Raw genomic sequence first — 19,415 nt, 5'->3', positions numbered from 1 at the left:
CCGCGGCGCACGGATCCGCCCGGTCAGTCGCCGACGCGCACGCCGCTCAGCCGTTCCACCCGGTCATCTGCGAGCGCGAGCGCACGTCGCTCGCGCTGCCGGCGCAGCACCGTGGCGGCGATGAGGACGGCCTCCGCCGGCGCGGCGGGGACCGGTGAGATGTAGGCGGAGGCCTCGGTCAGCAGGTCCTGCGCGATGCGCGCCCGCGACGCAGGGAGCAGCTGGGGCGCGTTCTCCAGGAACTGGGAGATGCGCCGGGCCAGGCGATCCGGCATCCTCGCGACGTCGGCGATCGCGGCCCACGGCTCCAGGCCCGCCGGCATCGCGGGCACGCGGAACGGCAGCGCCGGCGTGCGCACGCGCTGGCTGTAGGTGCCCGCGACCAGGTCGCCGAGGCGCTGCGAGCGAGCGCTGAACGCCGCGGTGAGGAAGGCGATCGCGCCCAGGGTCATGTAGATCTCGAGCACCCCGATCAGCGCGCGGATGAACGCGTGCCGGAAACCGGCCGCGCCGCCGTCGACGCGCACGATGCGTCCGCCCACCGCGAGCTTGCCCAGGCTCCGCCCGTGGGTGAGCGTCTCCACCGCGCAGGGGACCAGGACGAACGAGGTCACCAGCGCCAGCACGCTGAGGATCCGGTCCAGCGCGGCGTCAGCGGTGGCTCCGATCATCCAGTACCGGACCGCGATGTAGCCGAGGAAGAGCGCCCACGCCAGCAGCATGTCGATCGCGGCGCCGAGCGAGCGCAGGAAGACGCCGACCGGCTGCACCTCGATCGCCACCGCCTCGCCGGAGAGCACCTCGTCGTCGTCGTCGAGGTGACCGGAGGCGAGCGCATCCGTGTTCGGGGAGCTCGACATGAGTACAGTAAATCAGGTGGACGCCGACGCTCTCGCCGATGCCAGGAACCGCGAATGGGCGCGCCTGGACGAGCTGAGCCGGCAGCGTCTGGACGGCGCGGGAGTCGATGAGCTGATCACGCGGTACCGCGCGGCCTCGGCGGATCTCGCCGATCTGCGTTCGTCCGTGGGCAGTTCGCCGCAGAGCGCGTATGTGTCCACGATCCTCGCGCGTGCCCGGTTGCGCCTGACGGGGCAGAGCGACAACGTGCTGCGCCAGATCGCCCGCTTCTTCACGCTGCAGCTGCCCGCGGCGCTGTACCGGCTGCGCTGGACTACCCTCGTGATCGCGGTGGCGAGCCTGCTCGTCGTGGCGGTCGTGGCGGTGTGGGTCTCCTCGGATCCGGCGCTGGTCGCCGCTCTCGGCGCGAAGGCGGATCTCGCGTACTACGCCGAGCACGCGTTCACGGACTACTACACCGAGAACCCGGCGGCGGAGTTCGCCGGGATGGTCTGGACGAACAACGCCTGGATCGCGGCGCAGTGCGTGCTGTTCGGCGTGACCGGGATCTGGCCGATCATGGTGCTCATGCAGAACGCCGTGAACGTGGGCCTGGCGGTGGGGATCATGTTCGCCTTCGGCCGCGGCGACGTGGTCGTGCTGTATCTGCTGCCGCACGGGATGCTCGAGCTCACCTGCGTGTTCGTCGCCGCGGCCGCGGGACTGCACATCTTCTGGGCCTGGCTGGCGCCGGGGGAGCGCACGCGCGGCGTCGCCCTCGCCGCCGCAGGGCGCTCGCTGGGCACGGTGGCGCTGGGGCTCGTCTTCGCGCTCGCGCTCGCCGGAACGGTCGAGGGCTTCGTGACGGGCTGGGGGCTGCCGTGGCCGCTGAAGATCGGGATCGGCGCACTCGCGCTCGGCCTGTTCCTCGGCTACATGCTGATCCTGGGCCGGCGGGCGCAGCGCCGCGGCGAGACCGGCGACCTGACCGAGTTCGAGGCCGGGACGCCCACGCTCGTCGTCGGCTGAGCCCGCCCCTCAGGCCGCGGGGCCGGTGGATCCGGTGGGCCCGGTGGGTCCGGGACCGTCGAACAGCGCGCGGTACGTGAAGCCCGCGATCAGCGCGCCCAGGATCGGGAACACCAGGAACACCCAGAGCTGCGAGAGCGGGCCGATCCCGCCGTAGATCGCGGTGGCCAGCGAACGGGCCGGGTTCAGCGAGGCGTTGTCGACCGGCAGCGTCGCCAGCACGCCGAGCGTCAGCGTGAGGCCGATCGCGACGCCCGCGAACGGGGTGCCGCGCACCGGGTGCGTGACGCCGAGGATCACGAACAGGAACAGGGCGGTGAACACGACCTCGGCGATGATCGCGGCCCACATCCCGAAGCCGCCGGGCGAGAGCGCGCCCCAGCCGTTGCTCGCGAAGCCGGCATCCTGCGCCTTGGCCAGCCATCCGTCCGGGCCGAACGTGCCGATGAGGGTGAGCACGGTCGAGGCGACCAGGCCGCCGACCGCCTGCGCGACGATGTACGGCCCGGTGTCGCGCCACGCGATCCGTCCGGCCGCTGCAGCGCCGAGCGTCACCGCCGGGTTGAAGTGCCCGCCCGAGATCGGTCCGAAGGCGTACACCCCGATCAGCACGGAGAGGCCGACCGCGAGGGCCACGGCGAGATACACGCCCGCCTGCGCACCGGGATCCGTGAAGTGGCTCGAGGCGAACACCGCGGTCCCGATCGCGCCGGTGACCAGCAGGAACGTGCCGAGTCCCTCGGCCACGAGGCGCGCCGGCAGCGGAGAGGCGGAAGGCGTCGGTGTGGCGGAAGGCGTCGATGCGGTGGTGGGCGCCGGCGTGCTGTGGGGGGAGGACATCGTGCCGATCCTACCCGCGAGACCCCTCCGGCCGCAGAGCCCGGCAGGATGCCTGACCCCCCCCGCTCAGCCAAAGATCCGCGAGACTGCAACGGGACGGTGAGACAGCAGCGATGTGCTGCAGTCTCGCCGCTCAGATGCAGTCTCGCGGTCAGGAGGCGCGAGAGGGGCCGCGGTCGGGCGGGGGCTTCGGGTCAGCGCAGGTCGAAGCGGTCGAGCTCGGCGACCTTGACCCAGGCCGCCACGAAGTCGTCCACGAACTGATCCGCGGCGTCGTCGCTGGCGTAGACCTCGGCCACTGCCCGCAGCTCGGAGTTCGAGCCGAACACGAGGTCGGCGCGGGTGCCGACCCACGTCTTCTCTCCGGTCGCGTCGTCGGTCGCCTGGAACGCGTGCGAACCGGGATCCAGCGGCGCCCATGACGTGTTCAGGTCCAGCACGTTCACGAAGAAGTCGTTCGTGAGCACCCCGGGGTTCTTCGTGAAGACGCCGTACGGTGAGCCATCCCAGTTCGTGCCGAGCACGCGCAGGCCACCCACGAGCACGGTCATCTCCGGCGCCGACAGGGTGAGCAGGTTCGCACGGTCGACGAGCAGGTGCTCGGCGGGGATCGCGCGGGCCACATCGCTGACGTAGTTGCGGAAGCCGTCGGCCTGCGGGTTGAGATACTGGAACGATGCGATGTCGGTCTGCTCCTGCGTCGCGTCCGTGCGGCCGGGCGTGAACGGGATCACCACCGAGCGCCCGGCGGCCGCGGCCGCCTGCTGCACGCCGACGTTGCCGGCGAGCACGACCAGATCGGCGAACGAGACCTGCGCGCCGCCGCGACTGTTGAAAGCGCTCTGCACGCCTTCGAGCGCCGTGATCACCCGGGCCAGTTCGGCCGGGCGGTTCACCTCCCAGCTGCGCTGCGGCTCCAGCCGGATCCGGCCCCCGTTCGCACCGCCGCGCTTGTCGCTGCCGCGGAACGACGCGGACGCCGCCCACGCGGTCGAGACGAGGTCGGACACGCTGAGGCCGGTCTCGGCGATGGCCTGCTCGAGCGTCGCGATGTCAGCGGCGTCGATCACGTCACCCGTGTGCACGGGCACCGGATCCTGCCAGAGGAGATCCTCGGTGGGAACCTCCGGGCCCAGGTAACGGGCCTTCGGGCCGAGGTCGCGGTGCGTCAGCTTGAACCAGGCGCGGCGGTAGGCCTCGGTGAACGCGGCCTGGTCGTCCTTGAACCGCAGCGCGATCTCGCGGTAGATCGGATCCTCGCGCAGCGCCAGATCGGTGGTCAGCATGCGCGGTTCGCGCCGCCCGTCGCCCTGCGCCTCCGGCACCATGTCGCTGCCCGCGCCATCCTTCGGCTTCCAGTGCTTGGCGCCGCCGGGCCCGGTGGTGAGCTCCCAGTCGTAGGCGAACAGGATGTGGAAGAACTCGTTGTCCCAGCGGGTCGGGTGGTAGGTCCAGGTGAGCTCGAGCCCCGAGCCGATGGTGTCGTTGCCGTGACCGGTGCCGTGGCCGCTCTTCCAGCCCAGGCCCATCTGCTCGATCGGGGCGCCCTCGGGGGAGACGCCGACGTTGCCGGCCTCGGGGGCCGCGCCGTGGGTCTTGCCGAAGGTGTGCCCGCCGGCGATGAGCGCGAGGGTCTCCTCGTCATCCATCGCCATGCGCTGGAAGGTCTCGCGGATGTCCTTCGCGGCGGCGAGCGGATCCGGGACCCCCTCCGGCCCCTCCGGGTTCACGTAGATGAGGCCCATCATCGTCGCGGCGAGCGGCTTCTCGAGGGAGCGCTCTCCGGCGTCGTCGGTGCTGATGCGCGGGCTCGAGTCCAGCCACACCTTCTCCGAGCCCCAGTACACGTCGTCGTCGGGCTCCCAGACGTCGCCGCGGCCGCCGGCGAAGCCGAACGTGGGCATGCCCATCTGCTCGTGCGCGACGTTGCCGGCGAGGATCATCAGGTCGCCCCAGCTCAGCGCCCGCCCGTACGTCTTCTTCACGGGCCAGAGCAGGCGGCGCGCCTTGTCCAGGCCCACGTTGTCGGGCCAGCTGTTCAGGGGAGCGAAGCGCTGCTGGCCGGTGCCGCCGCCTCCGCGCCCGTCGAAGACCCGGTAGGTGCCGGCGGAGTGCCAGGCCATCCGGATCATCAGCGGGCCGTAGTTGCCGAAGTCGGCGGGCCACCACGGCTGCGACTCGGTCAGCAGCGCGGCGATGTCCTTCTTGACGGCGTCGAGGTCGAGCGCCTCGAACGCGGCGCGGTAGTCGAAGTCCGCGCCGTGCGGGTCGGCGACAGCCGGGTTCTTGGCGAGGAGGCGGAGGTTCAGCCGCTCGGGCCACCAGTCGGTGTTTCCGGTGCGGCCTCCCGCGGGGCGGTCGGCGGGGCCTCCGGCGGAGTGGTCGATGGGGCAGGTGTTCTCGTCAGACAAGGCTGATCCTTTCCATTCCAGGTGTCGGTCTTCGGTCCGTGTGCCGGGCTTCGGGTGTCCGTCGGTCGGAGGCGATCAGCGGCCGGGTGACGCCTCGTCGCAGTCCCGGCAGATCGCGCGGTAGGTCACGGACGCCTCGAGCAGGCGCATCCCGTGATCTTCGGCGGGGTGCAGGCAGGGCGAGGATCCGACCGCGCAGGAGACGATCTCCAGCCGGCCGCAGCGCACGCACTGCATGTGGTGGTGGTTGTCGCCCGGATCGACCTCGAACAGCGCGCGGTCGGCGTCGGGCAGGCTCACCCGTCGGATGATGCCCGCGGTGGCGAGATCGCCGAGGATCGCGTGCACGGTGGGCAGCGCGATGCCGGCGCCGTCGACGGCGGTGTGGATCCGGTCGGCGGAACTGTGCGGGGCGAGGGCGAGGGCCTGCAGCACCGCGATGCGCTGCACGGTGACGCGCAGCCCCGCGCCGCGGAGAATCGCCGAGGTGTCCATGCGTCCACCGTAGCCAGTTCTGAATGATTCAGGAAAACTGTCGTTCGGACGGGCGTGTCGTGCTCGCGGTCAGAGCCGCCCGGCGGCCTTGAGCTCGAGGTAGCGGTCGGCGATGCGCGGGGGCAGGTCGTCCGGATCCGCGGCCAGCGGCTCCCCGCCCGCCCGCCGGATCGCGTCGGCGACGCGGGCCGCGTCCTGCAGGGTGCGTTCGGCCGCGGCGGCGAGGTAGACCTCCTCTCGCGAGCCCCGGGCGCGCGCCAGCGCATCGATCGAGACATCGGTCGCGGATCCGACCAGGATCGTCGTCGCGCGCGACGCGTTCGGGAACGCCCCGAGGAAGGAGCGGGCGCTCTCCACCGCGTCCTGCGCCGTGAGCACCACGATCAGCGACGGGCGGTTCGTGACCGTGCGGATCGCGGCGAACGCCGCACCCCAGTCGGTGTCGACGAGCCGGGCGTGCACCGGGGCCATCGCGTCGGACAACGCCGGCAGCAGCCCCGGTCCGTCCACCCCGCTGACCCGGCCCCGCACGGCACGGTCGAACAGCAGCAGGTGCACGTGGTCGCCGGCGCGCTGGGCCAGAGCCGAGAGCAGGAGCGCCGCCTCGTAGGCGGCGTCCAGCCGGGTGCCGTCGCCCACGCGCGCAGCGGCGGTGCGGCCCGTGTCGATGAGGATCACCACGTGCCGGTCGCGCTCCGGACGCCAGGTGCGCAGCATCGTCGTCCCGGCGCGGGCGGTCGCGCGCCAGTCGATCGAACGCACATCGTCGCCGCGCACGTACTCCCGCAGTGAGTCGAACTCCGTCCCCTGGCCGCGCACCTGCACGCTCGTGTTGCCGTCGAGTTCGCGCAGCCGGGCCAGCCGCGAGGGCAGGTGACGGCGGGAGGCGAACGGGGGCAGGATCCGGATCGCGCCGCGCACCCGATGCCGTCCCTGCCGCCCCGCGAGTCCCAGCGGACCGACGGAGCGCACCGCCACGAACTCGCTGGACAGCTCGCCACGGCGCCGGGGGAGCAGGTCGATCCCGATACGGCGTCGTTCACCGGCGGGCAGGTCGAGTCGGGCGCAGCCGCGATCGGCGGCGCCCGCGGTGGGCTGCCAGGCGTCACGGACGAGTCCCCGCAGCCGCCGATTTCCGAGGTTCTGCACGAGCACGGTCGCGGTGACCGGCTCGTGCTGCCGGCCGCGATTCGGCACGTCGCGGGTGATCCGCAGCGCGCCCACGGGGGCGGCGAGCGCCACGTCGATGCCGATCAGCACGGCGCACACGACGAGCCAGCCCGCCAGCGCGTACCACGGCGACACCCGCGCGGTGTCGAGCAGCACGAGCGGGACGACGCCGAACCCGGCGACGACGACGACGCGACCGGTGAGGAACACCTAGATCGGCACCCTGGTCTGCTGCACCACGCTGGTGAGCACGGCATCGGGCGACACGCCCTCCATCTCGGCGTCCGGGCGCAGCCGCAGCCGATGCCGCCAGACCGGGATGAGCATGGTCTGCACGTGATCCGGGGTGACCGCGGAGGATCCGTTCAGCCAGGCCCAGGCCTTCGCGGCGGCCAGCAGCGCGGTGGAGGCGCGCGGGCTCGCGCCCAGCTGCACGGAGGGCGACTGCCGGGTGGCTCTGGCGAGGTCGACCACGTAGCCGAGCACGTCGTCGGTGACCTGCACCCGCCCGGCCGCACGCTGGGCGGCGAGGATCTCGTCGGCCGAGACGACCGGGTGCAGATCCGTGAGCTCGCGGGGGGAGAAGCCGTCCGCGTGCCGGCGCAGCACCGACACCTCGGCGTCGCGCTCGGGCATGCCCACGACGAGCTTCATCAGGAACCGGTCCAGCTGGGCCTCGGGGAGCGAGTACGTGCCCTCGTGCTCGATCGGGTTCTGCGTCGCGGCGACGAGGAACGGATCCGGCAGCGCCAGACTCGCGCCATCCGACGACACCTGACGCTCCTCCATCGCCTCCAGCAGCGCCGCCTGGGTCTTCGGGGGCGTCCGGTTGATCTCGTCGGCGAGCAGGATGTTCGTGAACACCGGTCCGCGCCGGAACTCGAACTCTCCCGAGCGGGCGTCGTAGACGAGGGATCCGGTCACGTCGCCCGGCATCAGATCGGGGGTGAACTGCACCCGCTTGGTGTCGAGCCCGAGCGCCCGCGAGAACGAGCGCACCACGAGCGTCTTCGCGACGCCCGGCACGCCCTCCAGCAGCACGTGGCCGCGGGCGAGCAGCGCCACCAGCAGCCCGGTGACGGTGCCGGCCTGGCCGACCACGGCCTTGTCGACCTCGGCGCGCACGCGCTGCATGGCCTGACGCAGCGCCGCGTCGTCGTCCGCGGGAAGCCCGGCCGGTGTGGACGAGAACTGCGGGGCGACGGCGTGGCCGTCCGGCGTGCCGGTCTCCGGGGCGGCTCCCTGAGTGATCCGCGGGTCAGTCACGGGTGCTCCTTTCGATGCGGACCGCGTCTTCGACGGCGGTCTCCAGGTCGGTGAGGCTTCGGGCGAACGGGACGAGGGCCGCATCCGTGGCGGGCAGCGGGCCGGTCAGCAGGGTGCGGCAGGCGGCGCGGTCGACGCGGATCCGGTCGGCGGCGGCGTCCGCGACACTGCCGCCGTCCGCGCGCGCCGCAAGGCCAAGGTGCTTCGCGAGCCTCGTGATCGTCCCGGCCCGCAGCGCCTCCGCGGCGTGCGCGGCATCGGCCGCCTTGGCGGTGAGCCGTGCGCGACCGAGCATGGTCTCGGAGGCGCGCACCGTGACCGGCAGCGTCTCGGCGACGAGCGGCCCGAACCGCCGGCCCCGCCACACCGCGGCGATCAGGGCGGTGATCATCAGCAGCAGGATTGCGGGCGTCACCCAGCCCGGCGTGAGGTCGGCCAGGGACTTCTGCGGATCGACGTCTGCACGATCGGAATCGGCGTACGACGGCACATACCAGACGACGTGCGGCTGGGCGCCGAGCAGGGCGAGTCCGAGGGCGGCGTTGCCGTTCTCGGACAGCCGCGCGTTCGTGAACAGTCCGCTGCCGTCGACGATCGCGCGCGGGCGGGCGCCGTCGTCCGAGAGCAGCACCGCCGCGCCGGAGCGGTCGCCGAAGCAGGCGGTGACACCCGGGTCGGGGCGCAGCAGCTGGCCCGGCGCGATCGAGCCGACGCGCGCGAACGTGGGGACATCGCAGTCGGCCGCGGCCCGCGCGGGGGAGGACGCGGAGGAATACGAGCCGAGCGCGAGGATCCGCAGCATCCGGGCGCTGACAGTGAGCAGCACCACATCGTGCGCGCGGTCGACGAACGCCTGCGCGGCGCTGTCGCTCAGCGTGTACGGATCGCTCATCACGAGCGTGGTGCGATCGTCGAGCAGCTTCTCCGCGTCGCTGCGGGAGCGCACGACATCGACCGTGACGCCCTCCTGACGGAGGATCTCGGCGAGCGCCTGGGTGCCCTCGGGGCCGGGCAGTTCGGGGTCGTAGGTCTCGTGCTGTGCGCTCGACGGCATCGTGAGCACCAGGCCGGCGCCGGCGACGACGATCACGAGCACGACCACCAGCAGCCAGCCCAGCCCGCGACGAAGCCGCCGCGGGTCGCGGATGAGGGTGTCGGCGGCACGCGTCAGCGTGTCGGATCGCTCCGGGGCGGTCGTCGTCATGCCGTCACCGGCGATCGCTCATCGAGCTGCGGGCGCAGCGCCCGCAGCCGCTCGTCGGTGTCCGCGACCGTGCGGTACAGCGCGGCGCTTCCCGGGCGGCCGAGATAGCGCACGTCATCGAAGGCCACGGCCGCCTCATGCAGCGCGTCCGCCTCCGCGGGGAAGGGCGACGCGGCCTCGCGTGAGATGGTCTGCGCGGTGGCGCCGGGAGCGGGGGAGAGGAGGTCGCGTTCCATCAGCGCACGGGCGATGGCGCGATAGCGCAGCACGATCGCCGCCGCCCAGTCCTCGTCGTGCGCCGCGCGCTCCGCCTCGGCGCGCAGCTGCGCGGCCATGCGATCATCCGCGGCGCCCAGCAGCACGGATCCGACGGCACGAGTGCGCGACCGGCGCGGGCGGCCCCACATCACCAGAACCGCGATCAGCGCCGCGGCCAGCACGATCCCGATCACGATCGCGGCCCAGGGGCCGAGCCCACCGACGTTCTTCCCGGTGAACAGGTCGTTCAGGAAGTCGACGAACGCCCGCGCCCACTGGTCGATCACGGTGGGTTTCGCGGCCTGGTACTCGGGCTTCGCGAGCTCCCGCTCGGCGAGCTTCCTGGCGCCGTCGCCGTCGGGGATGAGCGGGATCGCGGACAGTCCGCGCGCCGCCAGGGGCAGGATCATCGGCCCTGGGATCCGGGTGCCGCCCAGGGATCGTCATCCTGCGGCGGCTCCCACGGGCCCTGGTGCGGCGGGGCGAGCGGTGCCGGAGGTGCGGCCGCGGGTGGTGCGGGCGGAGCCGGAGGTGCGGCCGCGGGTGGTGCGGGCGGAGCCGGAGGCGCGGCCACGGGTGGCGTCGGCGGTGGTGCGTACCCCTGTTGCGCGGCGTACCCCTGCGGCCCCGGATAACCCTGCGGCGGGGCGGGATACCCCGGTGCACCATACGCCGGAGGATAGTGGTACCCCGTCGCGACCGAGGTCGGAGCAGGGCGGAAGCCGCGCCGCACAGCGCGCGTCTGGTCGAGGCGGAAGGGATCTGAGCCGTCGTCGCACCCCGCCGTCCGCCGCTCCATCGTCGCCATCAGATCCTGATCCAGCCCCTCGTAGCGCATGCGGCAGTCGATGTAGATCAGGGCGCCCGCCGTGGACTGCACGACGGCGCTGATCGACTGCACCACGACGACCACCAGTTCGGTGATCACCAGCGAGACGATGGTCGAGGTGCCGAGGGAGGCGATCGTGTCGCCGGTCGGGCTGAGCACCGTGCCGAACAGCGAGCTGACCAGGCTCGAGGCCATGCCGAGCATCTGGGAGATGACGTAGAAGATCGCGCCGATCACGAACACGATCCCGAACGCGAACCAGAACCGGCCGCGGGTGAGCAGCCAGGAGCGGACGATCGCCGTGCGGATCCCGGCCCCCTCGAGCACGAGCAGCGACGGGACCAGCATGAGCTTGGTCCCGATCCAGATCGCCAGCACCAGCACGCCGAGGATGCCGGCGATCAGCACGACGATCGTGAGCGCGAGCCCGGCGCCCTGGAACCCGGTGGGCACGCCGATGGCGCCGAAGGCGATCGCCATCACGAGTGCAATCGCCATCACGGTAGCGAGGCCGTAGAGCAGGATGTAGCCGATCAGCCGCCAGGCGGCCGGCTTCACCCGCCGCCACAGCGCGCGCAGGGTCGCGGGCTCGCGGAGCACCGCCGCGCGCACATCGGCGGCCACGATGCCCTGCACGATCGCGCTGAACGCGGCCGAGAACAGCCCCATGAGCAACCCCGCGAGGCCGATGAAGGCCGCGGACCCGATGGACAGCGTTCTCCACTCGTCGCTGCCGGGCTGCACCGTGTCCAGGCGGGACAGGCTCGCGGCGGCGACGGCGCCGACGACGGCGCCCACGACCACGAGCGCCGCCAGCTGCACGACGATCGCGAATCCGAAGAGCACCTTCGGGTTGTGCCGCAGCGCGGCGAAGGACTTTCCGAGGATCGTGCCGAACCCGAGCGGGCGCAACGGGATCAGACCGGGCTTGGGCGCAGGAGTCCAGCCCGATCCGGGCATGGTCTGTTCGCTCACGAGTCCTCCGGTTCGCGTGTTGGGTCCATCGTGGCACACCGCACGTCTGGGATCGCGGTCTCCTCGGGATGGCGGCCTCCCGGCCGGGGCCTGTGCGGCCTCCGCCGACTTCGCAGAACCGTGAAGTACGCTGGTGCCACGTGTGAGGCGCCCAGGAGGCGTCTGCACGCCTTGGACGAAAGACGACTGGGCACAATGACCTCACGCATCCTCGTGGTCGATGACGACACGGCTCTGGCCGAGATGATCGGCATCGTGCTGCGCACGGAGGGCTTCGAGCCCGTGTTCTGCGCGGACGGCGCCAAGGCCGTCGACGAGTGGCGCACGCAGCGCCCCGACCTGGTGCTGCTGGATCTGATGCTGCCCGGCATGGACGGCATCGAGATCTGCACCCGCATCCGTGCCGAGTCCGGGGTGCCGGTGATCATGCTCACCGCCCGCAGCGACACGGCCGACGTGGTGCGCGGCCTCGAGGTGGGCGCCGACGACTACATCGTCAAGCCCTTCAACCCGAAGGAACTCGTCGCCCGGATCCGCACGCGCCTGCGGCCGACGCCGCAGCCCACCACCGAGGTGCTCCGGATCGGCGACCTCACGATCGACGTCGACGCGCACGAGGTGCGTCGCGGCACCGCGCCGATCGCGTTGACCCCGCTGGAGTTCCAGCTCCTCGTGGCCCTCGCCTCCAAGCCGCAGCAGGTGTTCTCCCGCGAGATGCTGCTGGAGCAGGTCTGGGGCTACCACTACAAGGCCGACACCCGCCTCGTGAACGTGCACGTGCAGCGGCTGCGGGCCAAGGTCGAACTCGACCCGGACAGCCCGCGGATCGTGACCACGGTGCGCGGCGTCGGATATCGGGCCGGGAGCGTGGCCTGACGCTCGCGCGGGCCGCCGGTGCGTCGATGTCCCAGAGCGCGGTGGTGCGCGACACCCGGCGCAGCGCCCGCCGCCTGGCGCGGCTGTGGCGGCGCTCGCTGCGGTTCCGCACCCTGCTCATCACGCTCGCGCTGACCTCGATCGCGGTGCTGGTGACCTGTGTCGCGATGGCGCTCGCGGTGCAGAACAACCTCTGGGAGGCGCGCAAGGACCAGGCGCTGAACGACGCGCGCCGTGCGGTCGACTCGGTGCAGTCGGCCGTCTACTCGGCTGACACCCAGGGCAACCGCACGGCGCTGCTCGGCTTGATGGGCGACGTGAACAGCCGGCTGAGCTCGGTCTCCAGCGCCCAGATGGTCGCCGCCTTCCCGATCGGCAACGGCACCGCCCAGGCGGCTCCTCCCGGGTTCCTTCGCGGCGGGTTCACCGAGGATCTGGTCACCGACCAGATGCATCAGCGGGTCATCAAGGACGACACCAAGCAGTGGTGGCAGCCGGTCGCGCTGCATGACGCTGACGGATCCCAGCACGCCGGCATCATCGTCGGTCAGCAGCTGAAGATCCCCGAGGCCGGGGCCTACGAGCTGTACATCGCCTACGATCTCGCCGACACCGAGCAGACGCTGGTCCTCGTGCAGTCCAGCCTCCTGATCGCCGGCAGCGTGCTGGTCGCGCTGATCGGGCTCATCGCGTGGTTCTCGCTGCGCTCCGTGGTGCAGCCGATCACCGAGGCCGCTGAGACCAGCGCGCGCTTCGCTGGGGGCGACTTCGACGTGCGGCTGCCCGTGCGCGGACAGGACGAGCTGGCCACGCTCGGCCGCTCGTTCAACGCCATGGCGAACAGCATCGAGGCGCAGATCAAGGAGCTCGGCGAGCTGAGCCTGGTGCAGCAGCGGTTCGTGTCGGACGTGTCGCATGAGCTGCGCACCCCGCTCACCACGATCCGGCTCGCGGCCGAGATGCTCAACGACCAGCGCGACGAGTTCGATCCCACCACCGCGCGCACCGCCGAGCTGCTGCAGACGCAGGTGCACCGTTTCGACACGCTGCTCGCCGACCTGCTGGAGATCAGCCGCTACGATGCGGGATCCGTGCAGCTCGAGACCGAGGCGACGAGTCTCACCCACCTCGCGGAGGACCTCGTCGACGATATGCGTCCGCTCGCGGAGGCGCACGACACCGAGCTGAGATTCGTCGCCCCGGGCGGGCATACGCCGGTCGATCTGGACCCGCGGCGGGTGCGCAGGATCCTCCGCAACCTCATCGGCAACGCGATCGAGCACGGCGAGGGCCGTCCGGTCGTGATCACGGTGGACAGCAACCAGAACGCGGTGGCGGTCGGGGTGCGCGACAGCGGCATGGGCATGTCCGCGCCGGACGCGGAGCGGGTCTTTGATCGCTTCTGGCGGGCAGACCCGTCGCGGCGGCGCACGATCGGCGGCACCGGGCTCGGGCTCTCGATCGCACGCGGCGACGCCCGCCTGCACAGGGGCACCCTGGCGGTGTGGTCGGAGCTCGGCGTCGGCACCAACTTCGTGCTGACCCTCCCGCGCGGCGCGGGACCGCTGGACGGCGCGTCGCCGATCCCGCTGGAGGCGGCGGAGCCGATCGACGAGATCGGCGTGATCACCGCGCCTGTCACGCAGCTCGCCGATTCCGCCAGGCCGCACCCGCAGGAGGAGCACTCATGAGAATCGTGCGGATGCTCCGCGGCGCGATCGTCGTCGCCGCTGCGCTCGGCCTCGCCGCATGCGCCGCGCTGCCCACCACCGGGGATGTGCGGCCGGGACTCGCGGCCGGACAGGCCGACACCAGCTCCGATGTCGCCTACGTCCCGCAGGGTCCGTCGGACGGCATGGATCCGGAGCAGATCGTGCGCGGCTTCATCGACGCGGCCTCGAGTCCCAAGGACAGCTGGGGCATCGCCCGGGAGTACCTCACCTCGTCGGCGGCGCAGAAGTGGAAGCCCGACGTCGGCGTCACGATCGACGCCTCGCTCTCCGACCGCCGCTACGACGCACCCACGGTCGCCAAGGGCGCGACCGCGGCGACCGTGCGGCTCGGACTGCAGCAGACCGCGAACGTCGATGAGAACGGCAACTACTCCGGCAGCGCGGTGAGCGGATCCTCCGAGCTCCCGTTCTCGCTCGCCAAGGGCGCGGACGGGCAGTGGCGCATCACCTCGGCGCCGGACGGCATCGTGCTGGATGCGCAGTCCTTCGCGGCGGGAGACGTCTTCGCCCCGTACGCCCTGGAGTATTTCGACCCCACCTGGACCTACCTCGTGCCGGATGTGCGCTGGTTCCCGAAACGCGAGAACACGGCGAGCCGCATCGTGCAGTCGCTCGTGACCGGCAAGCCCAGCCCGTGGCTGACGAACGGCGTGCGCACCGCGTTCACCGGCGACGTCGCGCTCGCGCGCAACACGGTGACCCCGGTCGCCCAGGTCGCCGAGGTCGCGCTCACCGACGCCGCACTGAGCGCAGATGCGGCCACGCTCGCGCGCATGCGCACGCAGCTCGAGCGCAGCCTCGCCGACCTCGGCGTGCAGCAGGTGAAGCTCACCGTCGGCGGCCGTGATCTCAATGCCGGATCCGCGTCCGCGGCGTCCACGACGGTCGACTCCAGGCCCCTGGTGCTCACCGACAAGGGCTTCGGGTTCCTGTCCGACGGCGAGGTGACCCCGGTCGCCGGGGTGTCCGCCGAGCTCACGTCCTTCCCCCACCCGATCACCGCGATCCGCGCATCCAGCGGCGCTCAGCGCGTGGTCGTGCAGACGGCCGACGGCGTCGTCTACGCCGTCGCGGACGGCAAGGTGGACGAGTTCGACAGCAGACCGGGGCTGGCGGCCCCGGCGCTGGATCCGTTCGGATACATCTGGACCGTCCCGCAGCAGACGCCGCAGGCGATCACCGCGTGGTCGACCTCGATCACCCCGCGCCCGATCACCGGTCCGCAGGACGCCTCCCAGCTCACCGCCCTCGCGATGAGTCGAGACGGATCGCGGCTCGCGATGGCCGTCGTCGTCAGCGGTCAGATCAGGGTCGAGGTCGCCGCGGTCACGCGTGATGACCGTGGCGCACCGACCGCGATCGGCCCGCCGAGCGTGGTGTCGTGGCCGCCGGGACCCGTGGCCGACATCACCTGGCTGGATGACACGACCGTGGGCGTGCTCACCTCCGACAACAACAGCACGGAGCTGCTGGAGCAGCCGGTCGGAGGACCGAAGACGACCGTGGCGGCACCGGACGGCACCCGCACGGTCGCCCCCGCGCCGTCGCTTCTGACCATCCGGCTGCTCGGCGGCACCGGGGTGCTGTGGGTGCGCAGCGGTCCGAACTGGCCGCAGGTCAGCACGAACGTGAAGGTCCTCGGCGTGCAGCTCGGCGGCTGACCGCTTCGCACGGGCCGCCATCGGTCCGCACAGGCCGGTCCGCGCCTGCGTTCCGCACCGATTGCGCGCGACGAGGATCCTGGCCCCGGATCAGCGGTCAGGATCGCCGGATGAGAACCGAACCGCTGCGCCGTCTGATCCGGGAGATCGCCGACCTCGCCTTCGCCTCGGTGTGCGCCGGGTGCGGCGCGACGGGAGCGGCGCTGTGTCCCGACTGCGAACGCGGTCTCGTCCCCCGTGTGCTCCGACCGCACCCGCAACCCACCGCGGAGATCCTGCCGGTGCGGGCGGGGCTCGCGTTCGAGGGCGTCGCGGCCGCCGTGCTGCGTGCGGTCAAGGAGGACGGCCAGACCGCGCTGATCCGCGCGCTCCGCCCTGCGTTCGCAGCGGCCGTGGCGGATCTGTGCGCCTCCGGTCCGCTTCCGGGACGGGCTGCTGCACTGCGCCGGATCGATGTGGTCGTCCCGGTGCCGACCTCCCGCAGCGCGTTCCGCCGCCGCGGCTTTCGGGTGCCCGATCTGCTCGCCCGCGGAACCGGGATCCCGGTGGCGCCTGTGCTGACGTATGCGCGCCGGGTGCAGGATCAGCGCGGCCTGAGCGTCGATCAGCGCCGCAGGAACGTCTCCGGCGGGCTGATCGCGACGCGGCGCGGAGAGGGGCGGGTCGCGCTCATCGTGGATGACGTCGTCACGACAGGGGCGACCTGCGAGGAGGCGGCCAGGGCGCTGCGGGCGGCCGGGTTCGAGGTGGTGGGAGCCGTCGCCGTGGCGATGACCCGCCGGCATCACGCCCCCCGGCGGTCGGGTGCTCTGAGACGGCTCAGGGCGAATGCCCACGACACGCAGATGAATTGTTGATGACAGGGCGGTGTCGCCCGACTACGGTAGGGATTCACAAAGGCGACCACGGTCCGCCCTTGGCCGGGTGGACCGGAACAAGGAGGTCAGGATGGAAACGAACATCGTCGGTGTCGGAGTCGGCATCAGCGATCGATTCCGAGGGGTGGTCGAGGAGAAGACCGCACGGATCGAGACGATCGCGACGAGGGCGCAGCGCCTCGAAGTGAAGGTCACCCATCGTTCCTATCGCGGCGGTCACGTGGAGGATGAGACCGTCGAACTCACGCTGATCGGCAGGGGCCCGCTGGTGCGCGCAGAGGCGCGCGACGCCGACAAGTTCGTGGCGCTGGACCTCGCCGTCGACAAGCTCATCGAGCAGGTCCGCCGGGCGAAGGAGCGCCGGGTGGACGGTCGCAACCACCCGCGAGGCGCGCACCTGGAGAAGAGCACGGGCGAACTCGCCGGGATCGACGTGCATCCGGTGTCGGTCGACACGCTGCACGCGGTGTCCACCGGCGCGATCCCGACCCTCGAACTCGAGGAGGACTACTCTCCGGTCGTGATCCGGACCAAGAACTTCGACGCGGAGTGGATGACGGTCGAAGAGGCCGTGGACCGGATGGAGCTGGTCGGACACGACTTCTTCCTGTTCGTGGACGCCCGCAGCGACCACCCCAGCGTCGTGTACCGCCGCAAGGGCTGGGACTACGGCGTCATCTCGCTGACGACGCAGGCGGCACCTGTCGAGGAGCTCGTCGGCTGACGAATCCCGGCAGAGCCCGACAGACTCAGAGTGCGGCCCGAGACAGCTCGTCTCGGGCCGCACTCGCGCGTTCCCGCCCGCCCTGAATCGAGTCGTCCCCGTGAGCGCACGCCAGGGGGTGCGCTGGCGGGGACGACTCGGGAGTGTCAGTCGAAGAGGCCGTCGAGCAGGCCGCCGATGACGAGGCCGCCGAGCACGCCGGTGACGACGTTGGAGCCGCCGGAGCCGCCGGATCCGCGTCCGCCGCCCCAGCCGTTGCCGCCGCCCCAGCCCTGGTCGGGGCGGGACGAGTCGATGTCGCGCTGGGCGAGCTGGAGGGCCTCCGCCGCCAGCTGAGCGACCCGGCGGGCCGCGCTGAGCGCCTGCTCACGGGTGTCCTCCGCGGGCAGCAGCGAGGGCACGTCGATGCGGAGCCGCTCGGCCTCCGCGAGGCGGGTGCGCGCGTCCGCGCCGATCCAGCCGCGGTGGCCTTCGATCAATCCGCGCGCGACCCCGAGCTGGCGATCCGCGTCGTCGAGGGCGTGCTGCACCGTGTCGAGTGTCGGCAGCGGGTGCTCGACCCGGTAACGAGCCGCCGCGATCGCGGCGTCCAGCGCGGTGTTGGCAGTGCGCAGGCGAGTGAGATCGCCGAAGGGATCGGTGCGCGCACCCGCCGGGGGAAGGGCTGCCAGCGCCTGCTGCAGCACGACCGCCGCCGCGCTGACGGCCGGGGCGTCGGGCGCCGCGGAGAGGGCCGCGAGATCGCCGCGGGAGTCGGCCACGACCTCGGCCAGGGTGGACTCGGCGCGCAGCGCCTCGATCTCGAAGTCGTCGACGGCGTCGAGCAGCGACGTCGCGCGCCGGGTCGCCTCGGTCGCGGTCTCCAGGGCCAGCACGGCCTCCTGGGTGCGGCCGGCCTCGCGCCGCCGCTCGGAGACGTCCGCGCCGTGCGTGGCGAAGGTGACGAGCTGCGCCGCCTCCTCCGCGCTCTTCGCGACGCGCTGCATCGCGGTGTCGGAGTAGCGGGTGGCGAGGCGGTCGACCGTCTCCTGGGCCTGCGGAACCCGGGACTGCAGATCCGCGGCGTCCTGACGCACCTTGGCGATGACCTCGGGTGCGTGCCGGACCCGGTTCACGGAGTCGGCGATCGCGGCGGACTTCTCGTCGATGAGGTCCTCGGCCCACTGGCACAGCTGCGCGATCCGCGCGTTGCGGGTGCGCAGCTCTTCCGCCGTGTCCGGGATCTCGTCGTGGTTCAGCTGGTGCAGCTGGAACGCCTCGCCCATGTGCGCCCGCACGGCGTCGAGCGCGGCGCGGAAGTCGGCGGTCATGTCGTCGCCGAGTTCGGCGGCGGCGAACGCGAGCTCGTCGGCCGCGGTGCGGATCCGCTCGTCCGCGGTGACGATCGCCTGCTCGGCGCGACGGGCGAGATCGTCGTCCTGCGCCTGCAGTTCGACTTGTTCGCGTTTGCGCTTGCCCCAGAAACCGGCCATGCGCCGATCCTATGTTCCCCGGCCGTGCACCGGCTGTGCGCCGATTGCGCCGTGCGCGATCAGAGGGCCGCGGTGCTCGTCGGCCGGCCGCGCCGGGGGCGTTCGGGGGAGAGGGCGAGTGCGGGTGCCCCGCTCGGGCGCTGCGACAGCCGTCGCTCGACGCGCTCGAGCCAGAGCAGCTCGGCCTCGGTCGTGAGGATCTGCGCATCGAGGATCACGTTGCGAGCCAGATCCTCGGGACGATCGGATTCCGATCCCTCCTGCGAGTCCTGCTGCAGACGCTCCAGCCGGGCGGTCGACGCGCGCCGCTGCGCGGCGATGACGGCGGCGACATCGGCACCGGGGAGGGTGGCGGCGAGCGCGAGCTTGATCGCGAGCTCATCCCGCGTACCCTGCCCGCGTTCGACGGGAGAGCCGAGCCAGCCGGTCGCCTCGGCGGATCCCGCTTCGGTGATCGCCCAGTACACATGCCCCTGATCGTCGGCATCTCCGCGTGCGACGAGACCGTCGCGTTCCAGGCGCTCCAGGGTGTTGTAGATCTGGCCGACGTTGAGGGGCCAGGTCGAGCCGGTGCGGCGGTCGAACTCGGCGCGCAGCTGGTACCCGTAACAGGGGCCCTGGTCGAGGATGGCGAGGAGGCTCTGACGCACGGACATCGCGTGATCCTTTCCGGGAATCTGTTTCCGAGCATACGGACTCCGCGCAGAGGATCGACAGGTCACAGCCCGGTAACATGGGTGGGTATGCCGTGCGC

17 protein-coding genes are annotated in these 19,415 nt (G+C 72.0%); 6 read left to right on the top strand and 11 right to left on the bottom strand.

Annotation, left to right across the window (positions count from 1 at the left end):
* Nucleotides 1-23 precede the first annotated feature (23 nt).
* Nucleotides 24-860: an RDD family protein gene (locus ABD882_RS09720; protein ID WP_345186442.1), complete on the bottom strand. Its 837-nt coding sequence runs from the start codon at nucleotides 858-860 to the stop codon at nucleotides 24-26.
* 16 nt (nucleotides 861-876) lie between these two features.
* Between ABD882_RS09720 and ABD882_RS09715 the strand changes: the two genes are divergently transcribed.
* On the top strand, nucleotides 877-1,869 hold the full coding sequence (locus ABD882_RS09715; RefSeq protein ID WP_345186555.1) for a stage II sporulation protein M: 993 nt from the start codon (nucleotides 877-879) through the stop codon (nucleotides 1,867-1,869).
* Nucleotides 1,870-1,878: 9 nt separating this feature from the next.
* Here the strand turns inward: ABD882_RS09715 and ABD882_RS09710 are convergent, their stop codons facing one another.
* The 8 genes from ABD882_RS09710 to ABD882_RS09675 all read right to left on the bottom strand — a co-directional run bounded on the left by ABD882_RS09710 (nucleotide 1,879) and on the right by ABD882_RS09675 (nucleotide 11,317).
* Entirely contained in the window at nucleotides 1,879-2,709 is an 831-nt protein-coding gene (locus ABD882_RS09710) for an aquaporin (RefSeq protein WP_345186440.1), read from the bottom strand.
* A 194-nt stretch (nucleotides 2,710-2,903) separates the two neighbouring features.
* Entirely contained in the window at nucleotides 2,904-5,120 is a 2,217-nt protein-coding gene (katG, locus tag ABD882_RS09705; protein ID WP_345186438.1) for a catalase/peroxidase HPI, read from the bottom strand.
* A gap of 75 nt (nucleotides 5,121-5,195) precedes the next feature.
* Nucleotides 5,196-5,615, bottom strand: a complete 420-nt coding sequence (locus ABD882_RS09700) for a Fur family transcriptional regulator (protein WP_345186437.1) — start codon at nucleotides 5,613-5,615, stop codon at nucleotides 5,196-5,198.
* Between the two features lie 69 nt (nucleotides 5,616-5,684).
* Nucleotides 5,685-6,995 carry a DUF58 domain-containing protein gene (locus tag ABD882_RS09695; protein ID WP_345186435.1) on the bottom strand — a complete coding sequence of 437 codons (1,311 nt, stop codon included), beginning with the start codon at nucleotides 6,993-6,995 and terminating at the stop codon, nucleotides 5,685-5,687.
* The gene (locus ABD882_RS09690) at nucleotides 6,996-7,919 is read right to left on the bottom strand and encodes an AAA family ATPase (RefSeq protein WP_345186554.1); all 924 of its coding nucleotides are present in this window, start codon (nucleotides 7,917-7,919) and stop codon (nucleotides 6,996-6,998) included.
* A 124-nt stretch (nucleotides 7,920-8,043) separates the two neighbouring features.
* Complete coding sequence (locus tag ABD882_RS09685) at nucleotides 8,044-9,255, bottom strand: DUF4350 domain-containing protein (protein WP_345186434.1); 1,212 nt, start codon at nucleotides 9,253-9,255, stop codon at nucleotides 8,044-8,046.
* Nucleotides 9,252-9,923: a DUF4129 domain-containing protein gene (locus tag ABD882_RS09680; RefSeq protein ID WP_345186432.1), complete on the bottom strand. Its 672-nt coding sequence runs from the start codon at nucleotides 9,921-9,923 to the stop codon at nucleotides 9,252-9,254. Before ABD882_RS09680 ends, ABD882_RS09685 begins: the two co-directional genes overlap by 4 nt.
* On the bottom strand, nucleotides 9,920-11,317 hold the full coding sequence (locus tag ABD882_RS09675) for a hypothetical protein (protein ID WP_345186431.1): 1,398 nt from the start codon (nucleotides 11,315-11,317) through the stop codon (nucleotides 9,920-9,922). Before ABD882_RS09675 ends, ABD882_RS09680 begins: the two co-directional genes overlap by 4 nt.
* Before the next feature lie 195 nt (nucleotides 11,318-11,512).
* Between ABD882_RS09675 and mtrA the strand changes: the two genes are divergently transcribed.
* The 5 genes from mtrA (at nucleotide 11,513) to hpf (ending at nucleotide 17,189) form a co-directional block, all read left to right on the top strand.
* Nucleotides 11,513-12,193 carry an MtrAB system response regulator MtrA gene (gene mtrA, locus ABD882_RS09670; RefSeq protein ID WP_345186429.1) on the top strand — a complete coding sequence of 227 codons (681 nt, stop codon included), beginning with the start codon at nucleotides 11,513-11,515 and terminating at the stop codon, nucleotides 12,191-12,193.
* Nucleotides 12,194-12,219: 26 nt separating this feature from the next.
* Nucleotides 12,220-13,884 (top strand): MtrAB system histidine kinase MtrB, encoded by a 1,665-nt coding sequence (mtrB, locus tag ABD882_RS09665; protein ID WP_345186427.1) that lies wholly within the window; start codon nucleotides 12,220-12,222, stop codon nucleotides 13,882-13,884.
* On the top strand, nucleotides 13,881-15,587 hold the full coding sequence (locus ABD882_RS09660; RefSeq protein ID WP_345186426.1) for an LpqB family beta-propeller domain-containing protein: 1,707 nt from the start codon (nucleotides 13,881-13,883) through the stop codon (nucleotides 15,585-15,587). Before mtrB ends, ABD882_RS09660 begins: the two co-directional genes overlap by 4 nt.
* 110 nt (nucleotides 15,588-15,697) lie before the next feature.
* A complete protein-coding gene (locus tag ABD882_RS09655; RefSeq protein ID WP_345186424.1) occupies nucleotides 15,698-16,444 on the top strand; it encodes a ComF family protein in 747 nt (248 codons plus the stop codon).
* Between the two features lie 91 nt (nucleotides 16,445-16,535).
* Complete coding sequence (gene hpf / locus ABD882_RS09650; protein WP_345186423.1) at nucleotides 16,536-17,189, top strand: ribosome hibernation-promoting factor, HPF/YfiA family; 654 nt, start codon at nucleotides 16,536-16,538, stop codon at nucleotides 17,187-17,189.
* Between the two features lie 146 nt (nucleotides 17,190-17,335).
* Here hpf and ABD882_RS09645 read toward each other — a convergent pair whose 3' ends face one another.
* Both ABD882_RS09645 and ABD882_RS09640 read right to left on the bottom strand, forming a co-directional pair.
* Entirely contained in the window at nucleotides 17,336-18,661 is a 1,326-nt protein-coding gene (locus ABD882_RS09645; RefSeq protein WP_345186421.1) for a coiled-coil domain-containing protein, read from the bottom strand.
* A gap of 59 nt (nucleotides 18,662-18,720) precedes the next feature.
* Nucleotides 18,721-19,317 (bottom strand): PadR family transcriptional regulator, encoded by a 597-nt coding sequence (locus ABD882_RS09640; protein ID WP_345186420.1) that lies wholly within the window; start codon nucleotides 19,315-19,317, stop codon nucleotides 18,721-18,723.
* Nucleotides 19,318-19,415: the final 98 nt, after the last annotated feature.

The organism is Microbacterium panaciterrae (assembly GCF_039541635.1).
GTDB classification, from domain to species: Bacteria; Actinomycetota; Actinomycetes; order Actinomycetales; family Microbacteriaceae; genus Microbacterium; species Microbacterium panaciterrae.
This window is presented reverse-complemented; position numbering and strand designations above follow the sequence as displayed.